Raw genomic sequence first — 21,193 nt, 5'->3', positions numbered from 1 at the left:
TTCCGATTGGTGAGGCAAATCATGTTTTCCACTTATTTTTGATGCAGATGAAGAAATTTCTACTCCTTTCGCTGCTGCTTGGTTTGCTTGCCCCTATTGCTGTAAAAGCTCAGTTCGAGTCCTTTAAAGATTCCATTGTTCAGTTATATGGTGTGGTGATGACGGCCGACAGCCTTCGTGGCCTCCCCGGAGTTACCGTGAAACTGCGTAACCAGAACCGTGGTACGTTCACCAACGAGCAAGGTGTATTCAGCATTGTGGTATTGAAAGGCGATATTATCGATTTCACCTATGTCGGTTTCAAACCAAAAGAAGTGGTGATACCATCAAACATCGAAGGAAATTCTTTCAGTATTATTCAGTTGATGGTGGTTGATACTGTTTACCTTCCAGCCACGATCATTAAAGCAAGACCCCGACGTGAACAGTTTGAACGGGAATTTTTAGCTGCCGATGTACCTGCCGATAAAATTGAAGTGGCCCGGCAAAATACCCGAACAGCACAATCAAGAATACTGCAACAATCGTTACCGAGAGATGGAAGTGAGAACTCGAGGTATGTGCAGAATCAATACGCACAAACGCAATACTACAATGGACAGTTCCGTCCGCAGAACATCTTTAACCCAGTTGCCTGGAATGAATTTATACAGGCATGGAAACGGGGAGATTTTAAGAAGAAAAATTAGGTTTACAACAGAGTTACAAAGACACAGAGTTATTTTTTTGTAGTGAGCTTTCTTACAACAATGTAGCTTTTGTTGCCACGCTCGCTTGTACATTCATTTCATTATTGAACTTTTTCCTTTATGTTACTTTTAGCCTTTGTGCATTGCTGGCAACTTGCCTTTGTCTTCTATCAGCATTTTTTCTAATACAAGTCATACATTCAACAATTGTCTTTTCCTATATTGTGCCCAATAAAAAAGCATAGAAATGAAACAGATTGCTGTCGTTGGTGCAGGAACCATGGGAAATGGAATTGCACACATATTTGCCCAAACAGGTTTTAGCGTAACTCTCATTGATGTAAATCCAGGTCAACTCACAAAGGCTATCGAAAGCATTGGTAAAAATCTCGACCGACAGATCGCTAAAGGAACACTTACCGAAGATCAAAAACAAAGCACCTTAAAAAATATCAGCACTACACATGATCTGTTGAAAGGTGTAGCCAATGCCGAACTCATTGTTGAAGCAGCAACAGAAAATGTAGAGTTGAAACTCGATATTTTTGAAGAGATCGATAAAGCAGCTCCGGCAGGATGTATTCTTGCAACAAACACTTCGTCTATTTCCATTACAATAATTGCTGCGGTAACCAAACGACCGGGCATGGTGATCGGTATGCATTTTATGAATCCTGTACCGGTGATGAAACTGGTAGAGATCATTAATGGCTATGCAACAAAGAAAGAAGTAACAGATACCATCGTAGAGTTGAGTAAACAACTTGGCAAAGTGCCATGCGTGGTAAACGATTACCCGGGTTTTATTGCCAACCGTATTTTAATGCCCATGATCAACGAAGCTATTTGCAGTTTGCATGAAGGGGTTGCAGGCGTGGAGGAAATTGATACCGTTATGAAATTAGGTATGGCTCACCCGATGGGTCCATTGCAGTTGGCAGATTTTATTGGGCTGGATGTTTGTCTTGCTATTTTGCGTGTGTTGCAGGATGGATTCGGAAACCCCAAATATGCGCCTTGTCCATTATTGGTGAATATGGTTACTGCAGGTAAGTTAGGTGTAAAGAGTGGTGAGGGATTTTATAGTTATGCAGGAGGAAGTAAGGAATTGGTGGTGAGTAATAGTTTTAAAAAATAAAAGCTGATTCTTTTTAAATGATCAAAAATATATTGGTAACAGTTGCTGTATTTTTTACAACCCTCAGTTTGTATGCGCAGGCAGAGCCCGGTAAAGAATATTTTTTCAAACCACTGAAATGGAAAATTGTGATCCCGGAAGGAACGAAGACGGTATCAAACGAAGAATGGAATAAGCTTGAAGAAAAAGGTGCGGCCGCAATCGAAAAAACCTATGGCGAAAAAATTGAGAGTCAAGCCACCACAATTTTTGTGGTAAAATACGACGACCGTAATTATTTAGAAGCAAATCAACAACCGTATGATTCGATTAGTGACCCAGATTATCCTGCTTATTTCCGAAGCGTAAACGAAGTGCTTTATACCACCTTTAAGGAGCAAATACCAAATGCAACAATTGACACTGCATCAACAGAAGAATTGATTGATGGTCTTACTTTCCAAAAGTTCAGGATTAGCATCAGTTTGCCCAATAACATGGTCATTCGGATCTACATGTACAGCAGGCCGTTCGGCAACAAGGAACTAACTATAAATATGATGTTTGTTGATGAAGAAAAAGGAATGATGATGATGAGCGCATGGAAAAAATCTTCTTTTAAGAGATAGAACAACCGATTGTTCAATCTAAGGGAGAGAACAGTTGTAATCTAAACATGCCTTATCTTCGAAACACATTCCTATAATAACAATGCGTCATCCATCTTCAATCATTATCGTTCTTCTCTCATCATTCATTATCAACAGTTGCAGCAGCAGCAACAAAACCCAATCAACTGATGAATGGAAACCACTCTTCAACGGCAAGAACATGAACGACTGGACCGTTAAGATCCATCATCATGATGTGGGTGTTAACTTCGGCAATACTTTTCGTGTGGAAGATAACATGATCAAAGTTCGTTATGACCAATACGATAATTTCAATGAGCAGTTTGGTCATCTTTATTACAATACGCCCTACTCTTACTATCATCTCAAACTGGAATATCGTTTCGTAGGCGAATGGTTCAAAACAGCACCTTCCTATACTTTGCGTAACAGTGGCGTGATGTTTCATTCACAAGATCCACGCACTATGCCAAAGGAGCAGGATTGGCCGATCTCTGTTGAAATGCAATTCCTCGGCGGATTGAGTGATGGCAAGCCAAGATCAACAGGCAATATGTGTTCACCAGGAACTGAGGTTGTGCAAAAGGGTACAATTGTTCCATCGCATTGCATCAATTCAACTTCAAAAACATATGATGGTGAACAATGGGTAAGTGCAGAGTTAATTGTGTTGGGCGATTCGTTAATCACACATATCATCAATGGCGATACGGTATTGCAATATTCAAAACCACAAATTGGCGGCGGCGTAGTTGCACGTTATGATCCAAAAATAAAACAGGATGGAAAGTTATTGAGCAGTGGTTTCATTGCCTTGCAAAGCGAAGGACAACCAATTGATTTCAGGAATATCCGTATCAGGGATCTTTCGAAGGAATATAAAAAGTACTAAGCTGCTATTTTTTTCATCTTCACACTCACTTCTGTTCCTTCACCGGGCGTGCTTGCAACAGTGACATCGGCATTAATGGAAGCGGCACGTTCTTTTATAACGGTTAAACCATTGCTATGCTGTAAACTTGTAACATCAAATCCTTTTCCGTCATCAGTAATAACAAAAGAAAGCTCAATGTCAGTTTCTGTAATGCTTACTGTTGCGTTTCGTGCTTCAGAATGATAAAGCACATTGTGCAAAGCTTCCTGGCAAATACGGAAAATATCAAGCTGCACTTCCCTGCTTAGTGCGTCATCGTTACAACCGCCCTCAAGTTGACAATCGATTGAACTGAGCATCGAAAACTCATTACAATGCCATCTCAATGTTTCAACCAAACCAAGATCATTTAACATACCGGGGCTGATGGTAAACGAAATCCGTTGAATAGTTTTTATCAACATTTCAGTAATTACAGCAGCATGCTCAAGTCGTTTAGCAACTGCATCAGGGAGCTCCGTTTCTTTCGCTTTTATCCAGTCAATGTCAATCTTCAATACGGCCAGTAACTGCGCCAGTTCTTCATGCAGTTCAACAGAAAGATATTTCCTATCACGTTCAATACTACCTTTAAAATGATTGGCTAATCCTTTAAAGCGTTTGTATTTTTCTTCCACTGCAAGTTCAGCCAGTTTTCGTTCAGTTACATCCTTGGCAATGGCAAACACTACTTCTTTCCCTGGCAGAAAAACAGAAGTCCAGTCGAGCCAGATAATTGTACCCTCTTTTGAAACGTACCTGTTTTGAAAATTTACAAGCGGTTTACCGGCGATGAGTTCATTGCGGTGCTGCTGCGTAAATAACCTGTCTTCTGGATGAATGAAATTACTGATTGGCTGAGCGTATAACTCTTCAACAGTATAGCCAAGTTTTTTAATAACTGCAGGGTTTACCTGCTGAAAATAACCATCTTTCCGGGCAATACACACCAGGTCGGGAGTGAGTTCAAAAAAAGGTGAGAGTTCAAACTCAGTGGAACTTTGGGAGATCATCTCAATGAAAATACATAAATCTGCAAATACGAAATGTAGTACAATCTATTTTTTGTGATAAGTATAATTTGAAAATTTGCCGGTTTAACACTGGAATAACCAAATATTAAATCAACCTCTTATGCATTTGTATACCTATGCCTTACATCCCTTCATGCACACGCATAAACTTAGTGATCGTTAAACAATGTAACGAAAAAAATAAATATTTCTGACCTTTGCAATTCACGTTAGCCCAAGTTGAATTGATGCAATGCCACATTCTTGAAATAGATTTCCCATTCGACGGAGAAATAAATGTTTTATACCCCGTTGTACTGCAAACTGATCAACAACTTGTGTTGGTTGATTGTGGTTATGCCGGCTTTTTACCGTTGCTGGAGAAAGCCCTTTTAAAACATCAGCTTTCATTAAATCAATTAACCGGCATTATTATCACCCATCATGATATTGATCACATGGGGGCTTTGGCAGAATTGAAAAATAAATATCCATCAATACCTGTCTATAGTTCTGCTCTTGAAGCACCTTATATTAGTGGCAAGCATAAATCGTTACGATTGGTACAGGCAGAACAGATGCTTGATACAATAGCGGAAGAATATAAACCGGGCGCTTTGCAGTTTATTGAATTACTCAAAACTTTGCAAGCTGTTCCTGTTGATCATTTTTTAGCATTAGATCGTGAAATTGATTGGCTCAGCGGCATTGAGGTTATACATACTCCCGGACATATGCCTGGCCATATTTCACTCTACATCCCGCAAAACAAAACATTGATTGCCGCAGATGCAATAGTAACTGAAAACGGCAGATTAGAAATTGCCAACCCGCAGTTCACTTTAGATCTTGATGAAGCAGTGCGATCTGTAAGAAAACTAAACCAACTTGAAATTGATCAGATGATCTGTTATCATGGTGGTTTAGTGCAAAAAAATATTCCCAACCAACTGGAACAATTGTTGATACGATATAAACAGGTTTCAGCAAAACCTGCATGACGATTACGTACAACTAAACAAACAGACATGTTGAAGCGTCCTTATACATTGGCTGCACTTGCTACAAGTTATCTGGTTGCATATGTTGTAATGCTGCAACTGAACATTTTGCCGAATGTAACAATGATCATGTTTTTCCTTTCTCCTTTCCTTGTGCTAACGCTTGCATACAGCATACTCCGTTATGGGCACTATAATGGCAAGGACCTTAAGGATAATGAACACTGGGGTTATCAGGACCGATCTATTGACAAAACATAACGAACCCAAAATAGCATCCCCCCCTATTTTAGCAACGGTCGGCACTTCAAAGAATTGTAATAAACTGCCGTTCCCGGATCTTGTAAACAAAGAAAATACTCCGCCTATCCATTGCTATCTTCATTAATCATAATCAACTGAAGTATAACTTACCCCTTCATTAGATTACAAGCTTAAAACTTATCATTCATGAAAAAATTATGTTTACTGTTATTCAGCAGCGCACTCTGCCTTTCTTCCTTTGCTCAAATTCCGTTGACTGTTGCTCCAAGTGGCGGCAATAAAAAAGCATCGGTAAGTGAACGTATTGGTTTAACTGATGTAACCATTCGTTATGATCGTCCGGCAGTGAAGGGTCGTGAAGGAAAAGTATGGGGCGAACTTGTTCCCGTTGGTTTTACCGATCCCGGTTTTGGCAGCAGCAAATCTGCTCCATGGCGTGCAGGTGCCAATGAAAATACAACCATCGAATTCAGCACCGATGTTACAGTGGAAGGCAAACCAGTGAAGGCCGGCAGGTATGGTTTATTTCTTTCGTATGATCCAAACGGATCAACCTTGATCTTATCGAACAACTCTACTTCATGGGGGCATTATTATTATGATGCCAAGGAAGATGCATTACGTGTTCCGGTAAAAGCAGTTGCACTTGACAAATCAGTTGAATGGTTGAAATATGAATTCATGAATGAGAGTGAAACTGGTGCTACCGTTGCCTTACAATGGGAAAAACTCATGTTCCCTTTTCGTATTGAAACAGATTATGTAAAAGAGCAGATCGCATCTTTCAGACGTGAGTTACGTACCGAGAAAGGATTTATCTGGCAAAGCTGGAACCAGGCAGCAAGCTGGTGTTTGCAACGCAATACGAATTTAGAAGAAGCATTACTATGGGCCGACTCCGCAACAAGCCGTGGCTTTGGGGGTGATCGTGTATTTGGAGCATGGGCAGTAAAAGCTCAGCTATTGGAAAAGCTTGGTCGTGCAAATGATGCCACCGCTGTGATGAAACAGGCAATGACCTTTGGCAACATGCAGGATTTGCATCAATACGGCCGTCAATTATTGCAGTTGAAGAAATCAAAAGAAGCATTGGAAGTGTTCAAACAAAATCATGATAAGAATCCTAACCAGTTTACTACATTGATGGGTTTGGTGAGAGGTTATTCTGCTAACGCTGATTTCAAAAATGCATTGAAGTATGCAAACCTGGCTTTGCCATTAGCACCTGATCAACCTAATAAAAATAATGTGCAGACGATGATCAATAAACTGAAAGAAGGAAAGGATGTGAATTGATGAGAATCTATATCCACCAATCATTAGGTATACGCATAAAAAAACCTCCGAAATTTCGGAGGTTTTTTCTGTGGGAGCACACGGGCTCGAACCGCGGACCCTCTGCTTGTAAGGCAGATGCTCTGAACCAACTGAGCTATGCTCCCGTTTGGGGAGTGCAAAGATAAGGGGATGACTTATTCAGACAAAAAAATCTAAAAAAATATTTGAAGATTATTTTTTTAGCGGCATAAAGAAATCCAAAGGGCGTTTTAGCAGATAGCGCCACAATATTCCAAGAAACTCAGGATAGTCTCTCAACTTAATGCCTCTTGACTTTACCGCCACAAAAAATGCAAAACCGAAGCTTACAAAAAAGTTCAGAAAACCAATTAAGCTTACGCCAAGCAGAATGGTGCCGAGATAACGATAATCAATCGGCCCTTCCAATCCAAAGAAGCCAATAGCTGTATTACCTGCAGAAATGGTGATATGTCTGATATCGAAGGGAATACCGAACATCTTTCCAATAAACGCCGCCATGCCCAGGAAAAAACCCAGCGAAACACTACCCGCTATTGATCCCAGTTTGTTCTGAACAAGATTCACCAGCCAGTTCAATTGCTTCTTACCAAGTGAATGATGCAATACCGGATGCAGCCTTATTCGTTGCGGCAGTTGTGCATACACTACATAATTTTCTACCCAACCTGCAATCAATCCACTCAGGAATAAAAAGAAGCCCGTGAAACAGGCAAATAACAATGCCAGTGTTTGAAAAGGATGTTGTGCCTGCAGCAATGCCAATGCTTGTTCGCCTGCAGCGATCTTAGAACCTGTGATTTCGAAAAACAACATCGCCAATAAATAGGTCATCGGGAAAACAACAAGCAGGTTACCTGCAAAAGATGCCAACTGACTTCTTGATACCTGCGACACAGTTACTGCAAGATTATCAAGATCAGGCCGTCCTTTCAACTTTGAACTATCGAGGGAACTTGCAACAGCTGATGCAGTGAATGCAGGTTGCTTGGTAGCCAATGTTGAACCTGTGGATTGAATTAATAAAAAACCGATACTGTAATTCGTACTATAGGCCACACCTTGCCAGAAGGGTGCGAGTGTTACTTTGCCCAATAGGTTTTTGAAAATCGCAATAAACGAAATAATAAAACCGCCACCCATTGCGCTAAGAAAAAGAAGATTAAATTCTTTTCTTGTTTTGGTGATGAACGTTTCTCCTCTCCTTCCACCATGTTCCGATATCTGGTAGGCCAATAACCCAACATTCTGCGACAGGAATTCACTTATACTGTTTTTCCTGTTTTGGTTGCGCACTACGGTAATGAAATAGGTAATGAATCGCTCTATATCGAAACGTTTGTCATTATCAACTGCATCTAGAATTAAAAGAATGCGTTCCACATGCTGCTCCATACGGGTGAGCAAAAATGTTTCCGCTAAACTTGTACCAACACTCTTACGTTGCTCTTTAATATATCTTACACTTTGTAAACAGTTATGCAGGGCTTCATAAATACCTGCTGCAATAACTTTTTCATCCTGTATGTTGTGTGTATTTTTCTTTCTCTCCAGCAACATATTCACCAAACGGTTTTGCTCAAGGAAAGGGAACACGGCATCGTTTCTGGCATCATGCAATCGGGTAATTTCTTTTTCAAGCCCCATCATGGCCAACCTGTACGATAGGGTTTGCATTGATTGCAGCAACTGATTATTCAATGCAGGCTCGTTCAGATTCACTTCAATCCCAATCCTGCCGAAAAAAGATTTCCATAAATCAGTATCGATCTTTTCGATCCATACATAATCATTCTTTTTGTAAAAGAGACGTTCGATCACAAAAAGAAAATCAGCAGGCTCCAGTAAAGCCGGAATAATTTTGTGCTTGAGCTTTGAACCAAGTTCCTGGATAAATCCTCTTGAACTCAGCAAACCACTTTCAGTAAGTGCAGTGGTAAGATCACTATTAGCAAATTGAGATAACAGGGCTTTCCTTAAAGAAAAAAGTAATGACCGGTCTTCCTGCAGTTGAAACAAGAATGCTTTGAATTTCAACTCAGCTGCTTCCTTATCAGTTACATCAGCCGGACGTATCTTTTGGAAGATTTCAGCCAGAAAATCGAGCCCACGATTGTTACTGTTAATGGAAAGCACAATGGCCTGCCCCTGTTCGGCTGGTTCTTCGGCTTTCTTTTTAGGCAGTAGTCTGAATTTCATTTGATTTCCGGCACTTCGACTCAACAATGACAAGTATTATACCACTAAAGTTGCTTTCCTAAAATGAAGAAATTGTTTTTTTCTTTTCTATGGTTAATTTTGCAGCAGATGCCAAACTTATCCACACATACAAAAGAGTTAATTGAAACAGATGTTCTTACTGATCTGGAAGAGCCCTGTCATCTTATTATGTGGAATGATGAGGTGAATACATTTGAATGGGTGATTGAAACATTAATTGACATTTGCGATCACGCACCGGAGCAGGCAGAGCAATGTGCCTGGCTTATACACAGCAAAGGAAAATATGCAGTGAAGAACGGATCATACGACGATCTGAAACCTTTATGCGATGCAATTACTGAACGTGGCATTGGTGCCACTGTTGAAGTAATTGCCTGATTTGCTGTTTACATTCCGATACCTTTATTTTACACATGCCACTTACGGTTTTAACTGACAAGCTTTGGTTCCCACCTGTTGAAAAAGCAGCAGCTGATGGTTTAGTTGCTATTGGTGGCGATTTAAGCACTGAACGTTTGCTGCTTGCCTACCGCAGTGGCATTTTCCCTTGGTATAACGACGACGAACCGCCTCTGTGGTGGTGCCCTGATCCCCGATGTGTTTTATTTCCTGATGAATTATACATCAGTAAAAGCATGAGACAGTTATTTAAACGCAATGCGTTTACAGTTACTACCAACAAAGCATTTGCCGACGTTATTCATCTCTGTGCGCAAACAAGAAAGCTGAAAGAAGGCACATGGATTACCACAGAAATTGAACAGGCTTATACTCATTTGCACCAGCTGGGCAAAGCCGTTAGTGCTGAAGCCTGGCAGAACAATGAATTGGTTGGCGGCTTGTATGGTATTCGGCTTGGTAATATTTTTTTTGGTGAAAGCATGTTCAGCAAAGTTCCGAATGCAAGTAAGTATGCATTCATCTCTTTTGTTCAGCAATTACAGAAAGAAGGCATTGTACTGATCGATTGCCAGATCTACACACCACATCTTGAAAGTTTAGGTGCACGGATGATTCCAAGAGTCGATTTTATGAAAATTGTGAAAGCGAACATTTGAGTACAAGTTCACTCACATGTTCGCTTCAAATCATGCTTGATGCGATTTCGCTTTTTTAAAGACTGAACGCTTAACTGTCCAGACAACAATACCCACGATCAATGCCAATGGCCAGATGTTAAGCAACCCGATCAGCACTTCGACCAATCGATTCCAACCGCTGAGAAAAGCATATTTAGTTTTCTCCCAAATGCTTACGGTTTCTGTTTCTTTTGCTGAGGCATTGACAACCTGATAATAGGTAAGATTAATCGTACTCATTGCCGAAGCATTCGATAAATAGTTGATTCTGCCAGTGGCACTTTCAATCTCTTCCTGTATATCGTTGATCTCAGTTTGTACCTGCAATATCTCTTCCATATTCTTTGCCTGCTTCAACAGATCGAGATAACGTACCCTCACTTGTTTCTTTGCTTCCAGTCTTGATTTAGTATCAACTACCTGTGTTGTTACATCTTCAGAAGATATTTTCTTTTCGTTGATCTTTCCATCACCACTCGTAAGAAAATTAACAGCAGATTGAAACTGATCAACAGGCACTTTAATAGTAATTGTGTTTTCAATTTTATACTCCGTTTCTGTTTGCTGTTCATCAGCAATATAACCGCCAAACTTTTCAGCTGACAGATGCACTACCTGGTTGAACTTTGCATATTCTTTTACCTCAACATTTAATGTTGCCGTTTTAATGATCTTCTTATTCCAATCGGGTCGGCTTTCGGGTAATTGCGAAGGTTGTTTTGTTGGTTGTTTTGGTTTTTCCTGGCCTGGAATTGCGGGTGATTGTTCAAAGACCCCAACAGCGGTATCAGTCATTAGACTGCGTTCAGTTTCAATATTAGCAAGAGTCACATCGTGAACTTTTACTTTTTCATTCTCATGCTTGCATGATGTTGCCAGGAGCAGGAATGATATTCCTGCAAAGATTAGTTTACTCATAAAAGTATTTTTATTTCAGATGCAGAATAGTTCTAAATACATAAACCGGCTGATTAAAAATCATCAGCCGGTCTTGATCGTTTATTTCTTTTTCTTAAAATAGATCACTGCACTATCGGCACTCATTAAATTAAGTTGCTCAGGTGTAAGTGAAACTACATGCATCAACTCTTTATCAGTTACTGAATCGCCTTCGAGTATGACAAGCTGCGAACTGTCTTTCCATTCATACTTACTTTTCTGCGGCACAATACTATCGTTCAGTAACTGTGTAATACCGCCATCTGCAGCAAAGCGAAACGTGTAGTTTGTCAAATTTGAATCAAGCGACAACAATAACAAACCAATACTGTTTGAATCTTTTGAAGCAATAGAATCAATTTTCCAATCACCGATGATCGTTTCTTTGTAAGAAGTTTCAGGGAGAGGTTCAATGTTTCGGTTACGTTGCGTAAATAAGTACACAGCTCCGCCAACGGCTGCCAGTAGAATGACAGCCAAAATGATCTTTTTCATTTTGAAATGTTTTTGATTGTTTGAAATGAGAAGCAAGATGCAGTAGCAGCGAAGTACTTGCTGAATTCATTTGCCGGCGTGCAAATCATTCAACTGCTGATGTATCATTCATAGTATAGTAAGGATTGATACCGCTAACTGTAAAATGTAACCTTCAAAATTTGTTAAAGAAAATCAAGAGAGAGTATCTTCCGACTTATTGATTCTTTTCAAATCAACAAACATGGACCGATAGCCTTTGAAATTTAAACCAACATGAAAAGCAAGAACCCAAAAATACGGCTGAACATATCTTATTTCTATTGACCAGGAGTTTAGGGTAAATTCAGTCCGGGTTGCATACTGAATTGGCATAATAGACAATACATCAAATAACAAAAGAACAATTGTTATAATACTTACAAACAAAAATATCCTTCGTTTGATAAAATACAAGACAATAGATACATATAAAAAAACAAGGCTGACGTAGTGAATATTCGCTAAGCTGTATTCAGGTCCCATGCTTCTAAGCTGAATCCACGAACTAACATTAAGATAAACGCAGAAAAGTAAGGGTAAAACTTTTGCAGTGTCGAGAATTTGATTTCGCATCTCCTTTACTCTTTTTAATTCTTTAAACTCTTAGCTCACTCCCCCGCCAACTCCAACACCACATCCCACTCTGCATCTGTTACTTTGCCTACGCTCAAACGACCCAAACGTAACAGATCCATATTTGCTAAACGTTTATCTGTTTTCATTTGTGCAAGTGTGACCGGCTTTTTCAGTTTACGCACGGGTTTAAAATCAACCACTACCCATGCATCTTCCTCTGTTGTTGGGTCCTGGTAAGCTTCCTTCACCACTTTTGCAATACCCACTATCTCTAAGCCTTCATTACTATGATAAAAAAACACTTCATCTCCCTTCTTCATATCACGGAGATTATTACGTGCCGCATAGTTGCGCACGCCATCCCAAAAAGTTTGTTTGTCTTTTACAAACTGATCCCAACTGTATTTAAACGGTTCTGATTTGATTAACCAATGAGCCATAGGTAATTTGAAAATTAGAAGATTAAGAATTTGAAATTATGAAATCTACGCAACTCATGTAGTCGGTGAAACTTAAATTTTCAAATCTTCAAATCACCGATCTTCAAATTGCATCACCATCCATTTGCTAACACATCAGCAAGGTGCAATGTTCGGAGATTGTGCCCCTTTTGTTTGATATAACCTTCGAGGTGCATCAAACAACTGATGTCAGTAGAGATCATGTATTGAGCACCGGTGGCTATTGCATTGTTCACTTTCTGATCGGCCATTGCAATAGAGATGGGTTCAAACTTTACTGCAAAGGTGCCGCCGAAACCACAGCATGTTTCCACATCATTCATTTCAACAAGCTCTAAGCCCTGGACGTTTTGCAACAACTTACGTGGGCCATCTTTGATCTTACATTCACGTAACGCTGCACAACTATCATGATAGGTTGCTTTGCCTTCGAGCCTAGCACCCACATCTTCAACCTTCAGCACATCAGTAAGAAACTCGCTGAATTCGTACAGACGCTTCCCCATATCCCTTACTTCGTTATGCATCGATGAGTTATCGAATATTTTGCCGTAGTAATTTCGAACAAAGCCAGCGCAAGATGCACTTGGTGTAACAATGTATTCGCTTCCGGAAAAATCTTTAATGAATTTTGATGCTACATCTTTACACTCATTCTGGAAACCTGCATTAAAAGCGGGCTGACCACAACAGGTTTGATTAGCGTTGTACTTAACATTACAACCAAACTTCTCGAGCACCTTCACCATGTTAAAGGCTGTGTCCGGATAAAGCTGATCAACAAAACAAGGTATAAACAGTTGTATAGTCATAAGCCAACAATGTGTTGAGCGCTTATTTTTTTAATGAGGTATTGAGTAAGATCATTTTTAACGCAGTAATGGCTGCTTCTTCACCTTTATGTCCATGTTTACCGCCAATACGCTCAATGGCCTGCTGTTGATTTTCAACAGTGAGCACACCAAAGATCACCGGCACATCCAGCATAAGATTCAGTTGTGTTACGGAATCAGTAACGGCTTTGCATACATAATCGAAATGAGGTGTATCACCACGCACAATACAACCAAATGTAACAAATGCATGTGGTCTTGTTTTGATATGCCTCGATTTACTTTCCCAGTAAGCCTTAACCGCAAATCCAATTTCAACAGCGCCGGGCACTGTTACGGTTACTATTTCATTCACGCCAAATTCGTCGAGAATTTTTCTGCAGCCTTTTTCGAGTTCATCGATCACTGCAGCATTCCACTCAGTACGTACTAACACAACACAGGCACCCGAAAAATCGTGAGTGCCTGCATTTAACTGGTATAAGTTACTATTGCTAACCTCTGCCATAATATGATTGGTTAACCTGTTTATTCATTACCAACAACACCAAGTCGGGCAAGATATTTTTCAGCTTGTCCTGCTGCGGTTGACTTTGGATATTTTTCTTTCAATGCCTTTAACAGCTCTGTTGCTTTTTCTTTTTTTCCTGCTACTTCATAAGCCATTGCAGCACGATAAAGATTTTCAGATGAAGTGTATTCATCTTTATCATTAAGTGTACCTGCTTTCTCGTAGTAAGAAGCGCCTTTCTCTTTTTTATCTGTACTCATGTATGCATCGCCCAACATGCGCCATGCTGCACTTTGTACCTGTGTAGCATCAGTTGAAAAATCTTCAAGATGTTTGATGGCATTGTTATAATCTTCTTTGCGGAGATAGATAGCACCTGCATAGTAGTGAGCAAGATTTGCTGCTTTTGTACCGCTGTAAGTTTTAGCGATCTTCAGGAAACCTGCTGCTGAACCATCACCATTCAAAGCCAGATCCAATGAATCCTGTGCAAAATATTGTTGTGCACGACTGATTGCTTCATTACCCTTTGTTTCTTTCGGGCCAATAAAGAAATTCTTATACACCAGGTAACCACCTGCAAGCAAGATCACCAATCCACCAATATAGGTAATGGGTTTTGAGAACCGACCCCAGAAATCTTTCGCTTGTTTGATGGCATGCACTTCGTTCAATTCCTGTGCTGTTGTTTTTTTTGTTTCAGACATTTTAATATGGATTCTTGTTATAAACGTTCACTATTTTCAATCACGTTTCATTAGTCAACAATGAACGGATAGTTTTGATCAACGTACACATCTTTCAGTAATTCATCTGCATCAGGGTATGGACTTTCTTCAGAGAACTTCACACACTCTTCAACTTCTAAACGTACACGTTCGTTGATCACTTCAATTTCTGCTTCACTTACACCAAACACTTCCAGCAATTTCTTTTTAGAAGTTTCAATTGGATCACGTTGTTTGTATTCTTCTACTTCGTCCTTTGAACGGTATTTCTGAGGATCACTCATTGAGTGGCCTTTGTAACGGTAGGTTTTGATCTCGAGTAAAGTTGGACCTTCACCACTTCTTCCACGTTTCACCGCACGGGCTACTGCTTCGTGTACAGCTTCAGGATCCATACCATCAACACTATCAGCAGGCATTTCATATGCATCTGCCAACTTATAGATATCAACTACATTACTTGTACGTGTTACAGATGTACCCATTGCGTAGTTGTTGTTTTCGCAGATGAAAATCACCGGCAATTTCCACAACATTGCAAGATTGAATGTTTCGTGAAGCATACCTTGACGTGCAGCACCATCACCAAAGAAGGTAAGACATACAGCATCAGTTCCTTTATACTTTTCAGCAAAAGCCAATCCGGCACCGGTACCAATTTGTGCACCCACAATACCATGTCCACCATAAAAACCAACATCCACACCAAAGAAGTGCATACTACCACCCTTGCCTTTTGAACAACCGGTAGCTTTACCGTACAATTCAGCCATACAGCTTTTTGCACTTACACCCTTTGCAATTGCTAAACCATGATCACGATAAGCTGTGATCATTTTGTCTTCAGGTTTGGTTGCCGTCATGCATCCGGCAGCTATGGCTTCCTGGCCAATGTAGAGGTGGCAGAAACCTCGGATCTTTTGCATACCATATAATTGTCCGGCTTTTTCTTCGAAACGGCGAAGGAGCAGCATTAACTCATACCAGTAGAGATAAGTTTCTTTCGTGAATTTAGTGGCCACGTCTTAATTTTTTTAGAGTGGCAAAGATAAGGGGACAGGGTTAATTTCAGATGGGCGATTTTAGATTGTGGATTTCTCAAAAACCCTCAGTTTGAAGGCTTTAAAACCAACCTGCCCTGAACTGCTCTTTCTTTTGGCATCATCCTTATAATTGCGTAACTTATAGATGTAGAGTTTCAGTTCTTTTCATTCAATCTTATGTTATGGGTATGTTACATCAACTTCAGCAATGGAGCATCACCCATCACCCCAAGTGGTTGGTGATACTGCGTGTTGCACTGGGTTTCAGCCTTATTTTAAAAGGCATTTCTTTCATCAGTAATAATATTTCGTTGCAGGATATTTTGCTGAGAAGCAATCTCTCTTCGCAAGGTTGGTTAAGTACGGCCATTCCGTGGTTCCATCTGCTGGGAGGTGCATTTATCGTTGCTGGATTGTTTACCCGATGGGCGGTGCTTGTACAAATTCCTATTCTCGTGGGTGCAGTGTTCTTTGTTAATACAAGACAAGGAGTGTTTGCCGGTCAGTCCTCTGAGTTTGGTCTTTCGTTAATCATTCTTGTATTGCTTTGTTTCTTCTTTGCAGAAGGAGGCGGGCCGCTTTCACTGGATGATCATTATTTCAGGCGTAATCGAAAATAAAATACTTTCCAGGCCAGGATCAACGACAGTTTCATATCTGTCATGTCAATTCTATGCCTTCAAAGCCTTTTTATGATGGAGTGAATAATACGCAACGCCGGCACTTGCAAGCATAAATACTGAACCCAATACAAAAGGTGCTCCGGGGAAATACACCGCAGTACCTGTCTTTGTAAATGCAGCAAATATGTTTGTCATCATTACCGGGCCTAAGATTGAGCTAAAGCTCATAAGGGCAGAGAGTGACCCTTGTAATTCACCCTGTTCGTTTGAAGGCACAAGTCCTGCCATGATTGATTGTAATGCCGGTCCGCAAATGCCTCCGAGGCAATACGGTACTAAGAAAGCAAACATCATCCAGCTTTGCGATGCCAGTGCAAACAGGAACATACCAACTGCATACAGCAACAATCCTGCATAAATGCTTTTTTCATTGCCAATGCGAGGATTAATAACTCTTGTTAAACCAGCCTGCACGGCGCCAACCAATAAACCCACTACGGCCAATGAAATGCCAATCATTTTTGAGTCCCACTTAAACCTTTCGATAGTAAAAAAGCTCCAGTTACTATGAACAGCATGACTACCGAGATAGACAAGGAATAAAGCAATTACCAGTCCACCAATTGAAGGATACTTTCTTAGTTTTATAAGTGTTACGCCGGGGATAGCCCTCACCCATTCAAATGGCCTTCTGTTTTCAGGTGTTAATGATTCAGGCAAAACAAACAATCCGTACAAAAAATTCAATAAGCACAATCCCGCTGCAACCATAAATGGCACTCGTGGGCCAAAGTCGCCCAACAAACCACCTAAAGCCGGACCAATTATAAAGCCTAAACCAAAGGCTGCACCTATCATTCCAAAATTCTTTGCCCTTTCTTCAGGCAAGCTGATATCAGCGATATATGCAGAAGCTGCAGTAAAACTTGCGCCTGTAATACCAGCAACAACACGACCTACAAATAACCACCCGATAGTAGGTGCAAATGCCAGAAATAAATAATCAATAGCAAAACCAAATAACGAGGCAAGAATAATGGGGCGACGTCCAAAACGGTCACTTAGATTACCCATTAATGGAGAAAACAAAAACTGTGTAATGGCAAACGCAAACAACAACCAGCCGCCGATCTTTGATGCCTGGCTAATATTTGCATGCCCTAACTCTTCAATAAGTTTTGGCATTACTGGAATAATGATTCCAAAGCCGATAACATCGATCAACAAGGTGATAAAGATGAAACCAATTGCAGCGGATTTGCCGGAAGCCATAGATTAAAATTGAGGTGCAAAGATGATTTTTTGCCTGAGATATAGCTAAGATTTTTTGACGGATGTTGAAAATAAAAAAGGCAATGGATTTCTCCATTGCCTTGGTATAAGTTAACCGGCTTATTTATGCTCTTTTTTTCGTTGCAGCTTTTGCTGCAGGCTTTTTAGCGCTTGCCAGCAAATCAATCACCTTGCTGAATGCATTTACATTCACCGGGCCATTGTACACTTCACCATTGATGTAGAAGAACGGCACGTCTCTGATACCCTTATCAGCACCTTCAAGAAGATCGGCACGAACACTCCAGCCATAAACTGAATCAACCAGCTTGGTTAAAAAGTTTTTATCTGTTACGCCGGCTTCTTTTGCATATCCCTTCAGGCTAATGGTACCCAGCTGACGACGGTGGGCAAAGAGGATATTATGCATATCCCAAAACTTACCCTCGCCTTCCTGCGCTGCACCAATTGAAGCTTCTGCTGCTTTTTGTGCACGCTGGTGAATACGTGTCAACGGAAAATGACGGAAGTTAAACTGTAATTTATCTTCGTATTTGCCCATTAACTGGTTTATTACTTCGTTTGCTTTTGCACAGGCTTCGCTTTCATAATCGCCATACATCACTAATTTAACCGGCGCCTGTTTATTGCCAACCCATATATCTTTCGGTGGGATAATTTCTATTTCTACTGCTTTGTGTGCCATAACCTTTCCTTTTTTATTTAATGATCAAATAACCTATCAACTGTTAATCTCAAGTAGTCGCCGCTTTGTTCTTTTCCTTTGTTGATGATGTTTCATCGTTCTCATTTCTGAAAACAACTACGCCATCAAACACATCCACAAGTACTTTGCGGCTTTTTTCGATATCGCCTGATAAAATCTTTCGGCTTAGCCCATTTACGATCTCCTTCTGGATCAATCGCTTTAAGGGTCTTGCACCAAACTGGGGATCGAAACCATGTTCGGCAAGGAATTCAAGGGTGTAGTCAGAAAATTCCAGCTGTATTCCGCTTTGGGCAACGAGTTGCTTGAGATTGTTCAGCTGAATGCGAATAATGGATTTGATTTCCTTTCGAAGTAATGGTGCAAACATAATGATTTCATCCACACGATTCAAGAATTCAGGCCGAATGGTTTGTCTAAGCAACGTCATAACTTCCAATTTTGCCCGCTCTGCCGCCTTATCTATTTCATTTTCAGTGCTTACGCCTTCATAAGCTTCGCTGATAAGATGACTACCAATATTGCTGGTCATGATGATGATTGTGTTCTTAAAGTTCACAACCCTGCCCTTATTATCTGTCAGGCGACCATCGTCGAGTACCTGTAACAACACATTCCATACATCAGGATGAGCTTTTTCGATCTCGTCGAGTAATACCACACTGTAGGGTTTGCGTCGAACTGCTTCGGTCAATTGACCACCTTCGTCATAACCCACATATCCTGGAGGCGCACCCACCAATCTTGAAACAGTATGCTTTTCCTGGTATTCACTCATGTCGATCCTCGTCATCATTCCCTCATCATCAAACAGGTATTCGGCCAATGCTTTTGCGAGTTCGGTTTTACCCACGCCGGTTGTACCCAGAAAAATGAATGAACCGATCGGTTTTTTTGGATCACTCAACCCTGCCCTGCTTCTGCGAATAGCATCCGCAACAGCAGTAATGGCTTCGTCCTGACCGATTACACGGTTGTGCAGTTCATCTTCCAGGTGCAATAATTTTTCACGCTCGCTCTGCAACATCTTGGCAACAGGAATACCCGTCATCTTTGCAACATTCTCTGCAATATCTTCTGCATCTACTTCTTCCTTCAACAAACGTTTTTCACTGCTTGCTGCAAGCTTTTTGCTGAAATCGCTAATGATTTGTTCCTGTTCCTTCACTTTACCATATCGGATCTCTGCAACGAGCCCGTAGTTACCTTCACGCTCTGCACGTTCGGCTTGCAACTTGAGATTTTCGATTTCCGCTTTTGCATTTTGCACTTTCTCTACCAGTTCTTTTTCTTCCTTCCATTTTGCTTTCAGCGTATCCCGGTCAACAGAAAGATTTGCGATCTCCGTGTTGAGTTCTTTCAATTTGAATTCATCGCTTTCACGTTTGATCGCTTCACGTTCAATTTCCAATTGACGTATCTGCCGTTCAAGTTTATCTAACTCTTCGGGCATACTGTTCATTTCCAAACGAAGCTTGGCTGCACTTTCATCAATAAGATCAATTGCTTTATCTGGCAGGAAACGATCGGTGATGTAGCGAACGCTTAATTCAACTGCTGCAATAATTGCTTCATCTTTAATACGCACATGGTGATGTGTTTCATAACGGTCTTTCAAACCACGTAAAATCGAAACTGCATCTTCCAAGCTTGGTTCATCGATCATCACTTTCTGGAAACGACGTTCTAGTGCTTTATCTTTTTCAAAGAATTTCTGATACTCATTTAAGGTGGTTGCACCAATGGCACGGAGTTCACCTCTTGCCAGTGCAGGCTTGAGAATGTTAGCTGCATCCATTGCACCCTCTCCGCCGCCTGCACCAACAAGCGTATGAATTTCATCAATGAACAGAATAATTTCACCATCGCTGGTTGTTACTTCCTTCACCACACTTTTCAAACGTTCTTCAAACTCACCTTTATATTTTGCACCGGCAATAAGTTGCCCCATATCCAACGCATAAATAACTTTCGATTTTAGATTTTCCGGCACATCGCCGTTTACAATACGCATCGCCAATCCTTCTGCAATAGCTGTTTTACCAACACCGGGTTCACCAACAAGAATGGGATTGTTTTTACTGCGGCGTGTTAAGATGTGTAATGTGCGGCGTATCTCTTCATCACGACCAATTACAGGATCAAGTTTGCCTTGTCTTGCCATTTCAATTAAGTTCTTTGCATACTTGTTGAGTGCATTGAACTGTGTTTCCTGTGTTTGGCTTTTTACCGTATCACCTTTACGCAACTCTTTAATTGCCGTGATCAATCCCTTTTCAGTTAAACCCGCATCTTTCAACAGCTTGGCTGTAGAATCGTTGCCTTGTACAATTGCCAACAATAAATGCTCAGGTGTTACAAACTCATCACCAAAACTTTTGAGCGAAGCACCTGCACGCAACACTACGTTGTTTGCTTCACGGCCAATGGACTGTGCTGGCTCTCCACTTGTTTTTGGTAAACGATTGATGGCCTCATCGAGCTTTGTTTCTACAAGGTTTAGTGTAACATTATTTTTCTTCAACAGGTATTCAACAGGACTATCCTGCTGATCGAGCAACGCTTTTAAGATATGCTCCGTCTCGATATTTGTGTTCTGTGCATTAAACGCCAATTGCTGTGCCTGTTGCACAGCTTCGGCTGCTTTTATAGTGAAGTTTCCTAAATTCATATTTCGAATAGTTTAAACATTGTGCTCAAAACATAATCCAATTAA

Annotated in this window: 22 protein-coding genes and 1 tRNA gene; 10 read left to right on the top strand and 13 right to left on the bottom strand. The window is 40.6% G+C overall.

All coding sequences use genetic code 11. The features are described from left to right. Window positions 1-47 precede the first annotated feature (47 nt). The 4 genes from WG954_RS12645 (at window position 48) to WG954_RS12630 (ending at window position 3,330) form a co-directional block, all read left to right on the top strand. Complete coding sequence (locus tag WG954_RS12645; RefSeq protein WP_324228730.1) at window positions 48-689, top strand: carboxypeptidase-like regulatory domain-containing protein; 642 nt, start codon at window positions 48-50, stop codon at window positions 687-689. Between the two features lie 247 nt (window positions 690-936). Next, complete coding sequence (locus WG954_RS12640) at window positions 937-1,827, top strand: 3-hydroxyacyl-CoA dehydrogenase family protein (RefSeq protein WP_340436952.1); 891 nt, start codon at window positions 937-939, stop codon at window positions 1,825-1,827. Between the two features lie 17 nt (window positions 1,828-1,844). Beyond that, complete coding sequence (locus tag WG954_RS12635; RefSeq protein ID WP_340436951.1) at window positions 1,845-2,435, top strand: hypothetical protein; 591 nt, start codon at window positions 1,845-1,847, stop codon at window positions 2,433-2,435. Window positions 2,436-2,517: 82 nt separating this feature from the next. Next, window positions 2,518-3,330 (top strand): 3-keto-disaccharide hydrolase, encoded by an 813-nt coding sequence (locus WG954_RS12630; protein ID WP_340436950.1) that lies wholly within the window; start codon window positions 2,518-2,520, stop codon window positions 3,328-3,330. On the opposite strand, the gene WG954_RS12625 is transcribed toward WG954_RS12630, so the two are convergent. Beyond that, complete coding sequence (locus tag WG954_RS12625; RefSeq protein WP_340436949.1) at window positions 3,327-4,364, bottom strand: PAS domain-containing sensor histidine kinase; 1,038 nt, start codon at window positions 4,362-4,364, stop codon at window positions 3,327-3,329. The two genes, WG954_RS12630 and WG954_RS12625, sit on opposite strands and share 4 nt — an antisense overlap. 248 nt (window positions 4,365-4,612) lie before the next feature. Here WG954_RS12625 and WG954_RS12620 point away from each other — a divergent pair, with 248 nt between their 5' ends. The 3 genes from WG954_RS12620 (at window position 4,613) to WG954_RS12610 (ending at window position 6,925) form a co-directional block, all read left to right on the top strand. Then, window positions 4,613-5,365 (top strand): MBL fold metallo-hydrolase, encoded by a 753-nt coding sequence (locus WG954_RS12620; RefSeq protein WP_340436948.1) that lies wholly within the window; start codon window positions 4,613-4,615, stop codon window positions 5,363-5,365. A 27-nt stretch (window positions 5,366-5,392) separates the two neighbouring features. After that, window positions 5,393-5,626, top strand: coding sequence for a hypothetical protein (locus WG954_RS12615; RefSeq protein WP_340436947.1), 234 nt, complete (start codon window positions 5,393-5,395; stop codon window positions 5,624-5,626). A 189-nt stretch (window positions 5,627-5,815) separates the two neighbouring features. Then, window positions 5,816-6,925, top strand: a complete 1,110-nt coding sequence (locus WG954_RS12610; protein WP_340436946.1) for a DUF2911 domain-containing protein — start codon at window positions 5,816-5,818, stop codon at window positions 6,923-6,925. A gap of 71 nt (window positions 6,926-6,996) precedes the next feature. On the opposite strand, the gene WG954_RS12605 is transcribed toward WG954_RS12610, so the two are convergent. Together WG954_RS12605 and WG954_RS12600 are read right to left on the bottom strand one after the other, a co-directional pair. Beyond that, window positions 6,997-7,071: transfer RNA gene (locus WG954_RS12605), tRNA-Val, on the bottom strand. A 67-nt stretch (window positions 7,072-7,138) separates the two neighbouring features. Next, entirely contained in the window at window positions 7,139-9,145 is a 2,007-nt protein-coding gene (locus WG954_RS12600; protein WP_340436945.1) for a transporter-like protein, read from the bottom strand. Window positions 9,146-9,253: 108 nt separating this feature from the next. Here WG954_RS12600 and WG954_RS12595 point away from each other — a divergent pair, with 108 nt between their 5' ends. Together WG954_RS12595 and aat are read left to right on the top strand one after the other, a co-directional pair. Continuing rightward, window positions 9,254-9,547 (top strand): ATP-dependent Clp protease adaptor ClpS, encoded by a 294-nt coding sequence (locus WG954_RS12595; RefSeq protein WP_182805768.1) that lies wholly within the window; start codon window positions 9,254-9,256, stop codon window positions 9,545-9,547. A gap of 35 nt (window positions 9,548-9,582) precedes the next feature. Continuing rightward, window positions 9,583-10,227, top strand: a complete 645-nt coding sequence (gene aat / locus WG954_RS12590) for a leucyl/phenylalanyl-tRNA--protein transferase (protein ID WP_340436942.1) — start codon at window positions 9,583-9,585, stop codon at window positions 10,225-10,227. Window positions 10,228-10,257: 30 nt separating this feature from the next. Here the strand turns inward: aat and WG954_RS12585 are convergent, their stop codons facing one another. The 7 genes from WG954_RS12585 to pdhA form a co-directional block, all read right to left on the bottom strand. Further along, entirely contained in the window at window positions 10,258-11,166 is a 909-nt protein-coding gene (locus WG954_RS12585) for a DUF4349 domain-containing protein (RefSeq protein ID WP_340436940.1), read from the bottom strand. Between the two features lie 81 nt (window positions 11,167-11,247). Further along, window positions 11,248-11,682, bottom strand: a complete 435-nt coding sequence (locus WG954_RS12580) for a hypothetical protein (protein WP_340436939.1) — start codon at window positions 11,680-11,682, stop codon at window positions 11,248-11,250. Between the two features lie 629 nt (window positions 11,683-12,311). Further along, a complete protein-coding gene (locus WG954_RS12575) occupies window positions 12,312-12,719 on the bottom strand; it encodes an EVE domain-containing protein (protein ID WP_340436938.1) in 408 nt (135 codons plus the stop codon). 113 nt (window positions 12,720-12,832) lie between these two features. Next, window positions 12,833-13,552, bottom strand: a complete 720-nt coding sequence (locus WG954_RS12570; protein WP_340436936.1) for a (Fe-S)-binding protein — start codon at window positions 13,550-13,552, stop codon at window positions 12,833-12,835. 22 nt (window positions 13,553-13,574) lie between these two features. Next, window positions 13,575-14,081 carry a 6,7-dimethyl-8-ribityllumazine synthase gene (gene ribH / locus WG954_RS12565; protein ID WP_340436935.1) on the bottom strand — a complete coding sequence of 169 codons (507 nt, stop codon included), beginning with the start codon at window positions 14,079-14,081 and terminating at the stop codon, window positions 13,575-13,577. A 20-nt stretch (window positions 14,082-14,101) separates the two neighbouring features. Beyond that, window positions 14,102-14,791 carry a tetratricopeptide repeat protein gene (locus WG954_RS12560; RefSeq protein WP_340436934.1) on the bottom strand — a complete coding sequence of 230 codons (690 nt, stop codon included), beginning with the start codon at window positions 14,789-14,791 and terminating at the stop codon, window positions 14,102-14,104. A 50-nt stretch (window positions 14,792-14,841) separates the two neighbouring features. After that, complete coding sequence (gene pdhA / locus WG954_RS12555) at window positions 14,842-15,834, bottom strand: pyruvate dehydrogenase (acetyl-transferring) E1 component subunit alpha (protein WP_340436933.1); 993 nt, start codon at window positions 15,832-15,834, stop codon at window positions 14,842-14,844. 209 nt (window positions 15,835-16,043) lie between these two features. On the opposite strand from pdhA, the gene WG954_RS12550 reads away from it, so the two are divergent. Continuing rightward, on the top strand, window positions 16,044-16,475 hold the full coding sequence (locus WG954_RS12550; RefSeq protein WP_340436932.1) for a DoxX family protein: 432 nt from the start codon (window positions 16,044-16,046) through the stop codon (window positions 16,473-16,475). 51 nt (window positions 16,476-16,526) lie between these two features. Here the strand turns inward: WG954_RS12550 and WG954_RS12545 are convergent, their stop codons facing one another. The 3 genes from WG954_RS12545 to clpB form a co-directional block, all read right to left on the bottom strand. After that, complete coding sequence (locus WG954_RS12545) at window positions 16,527-17,750, bottom strand: TCR/Tet family MFS transporter (RefSeq protein ID WP_340436931.1); 1,224 nt, start codon at window positions 17,748-17,750, stop codon at window positions 16,527-16,529. Between the two features lie 124 nt (window positions 17,751-17,874). Next, entirely contained in the window at window positions 17,875-18,456 is a 582-nt protein-coding gene (locus WG954_RS12540; protein ID WP_340436930.1) for a DsbA family protein, read from the bottom strand. A 49-nt stretch (window positions 18,457-18,505) separates the two neighbouring features. Then, window positions 18,506-21,148 carry an ATP-dependent chaperone ClpB gene (gene clpB / locus WG954_RS12535; RefSeq protein ID WP_340436929.1) on the bottom strand — a complete coding sequence of 881 codons (2,643 nt, stop codon included), beginning with the start codon at window positions 21,146-21,148 and terminating at the stop codon, window positions 18,506-18,508. Window positions 21,149-21,193: the final 45 nt, after the last annotated feature.

The organism is Lacibacter sp. H375, from assembly GCF_037892425.1.
Taxonomy (GTDB): Bacteria; Bacteroidota; Bacteroidia; order Chitinophagales; family Chitinophagaceae; genus Lacibacter.
Note: the sequence above shows the minus strand (reverse complement) of the source record. Positions and strands in the feature narration are given on the sequence as shown.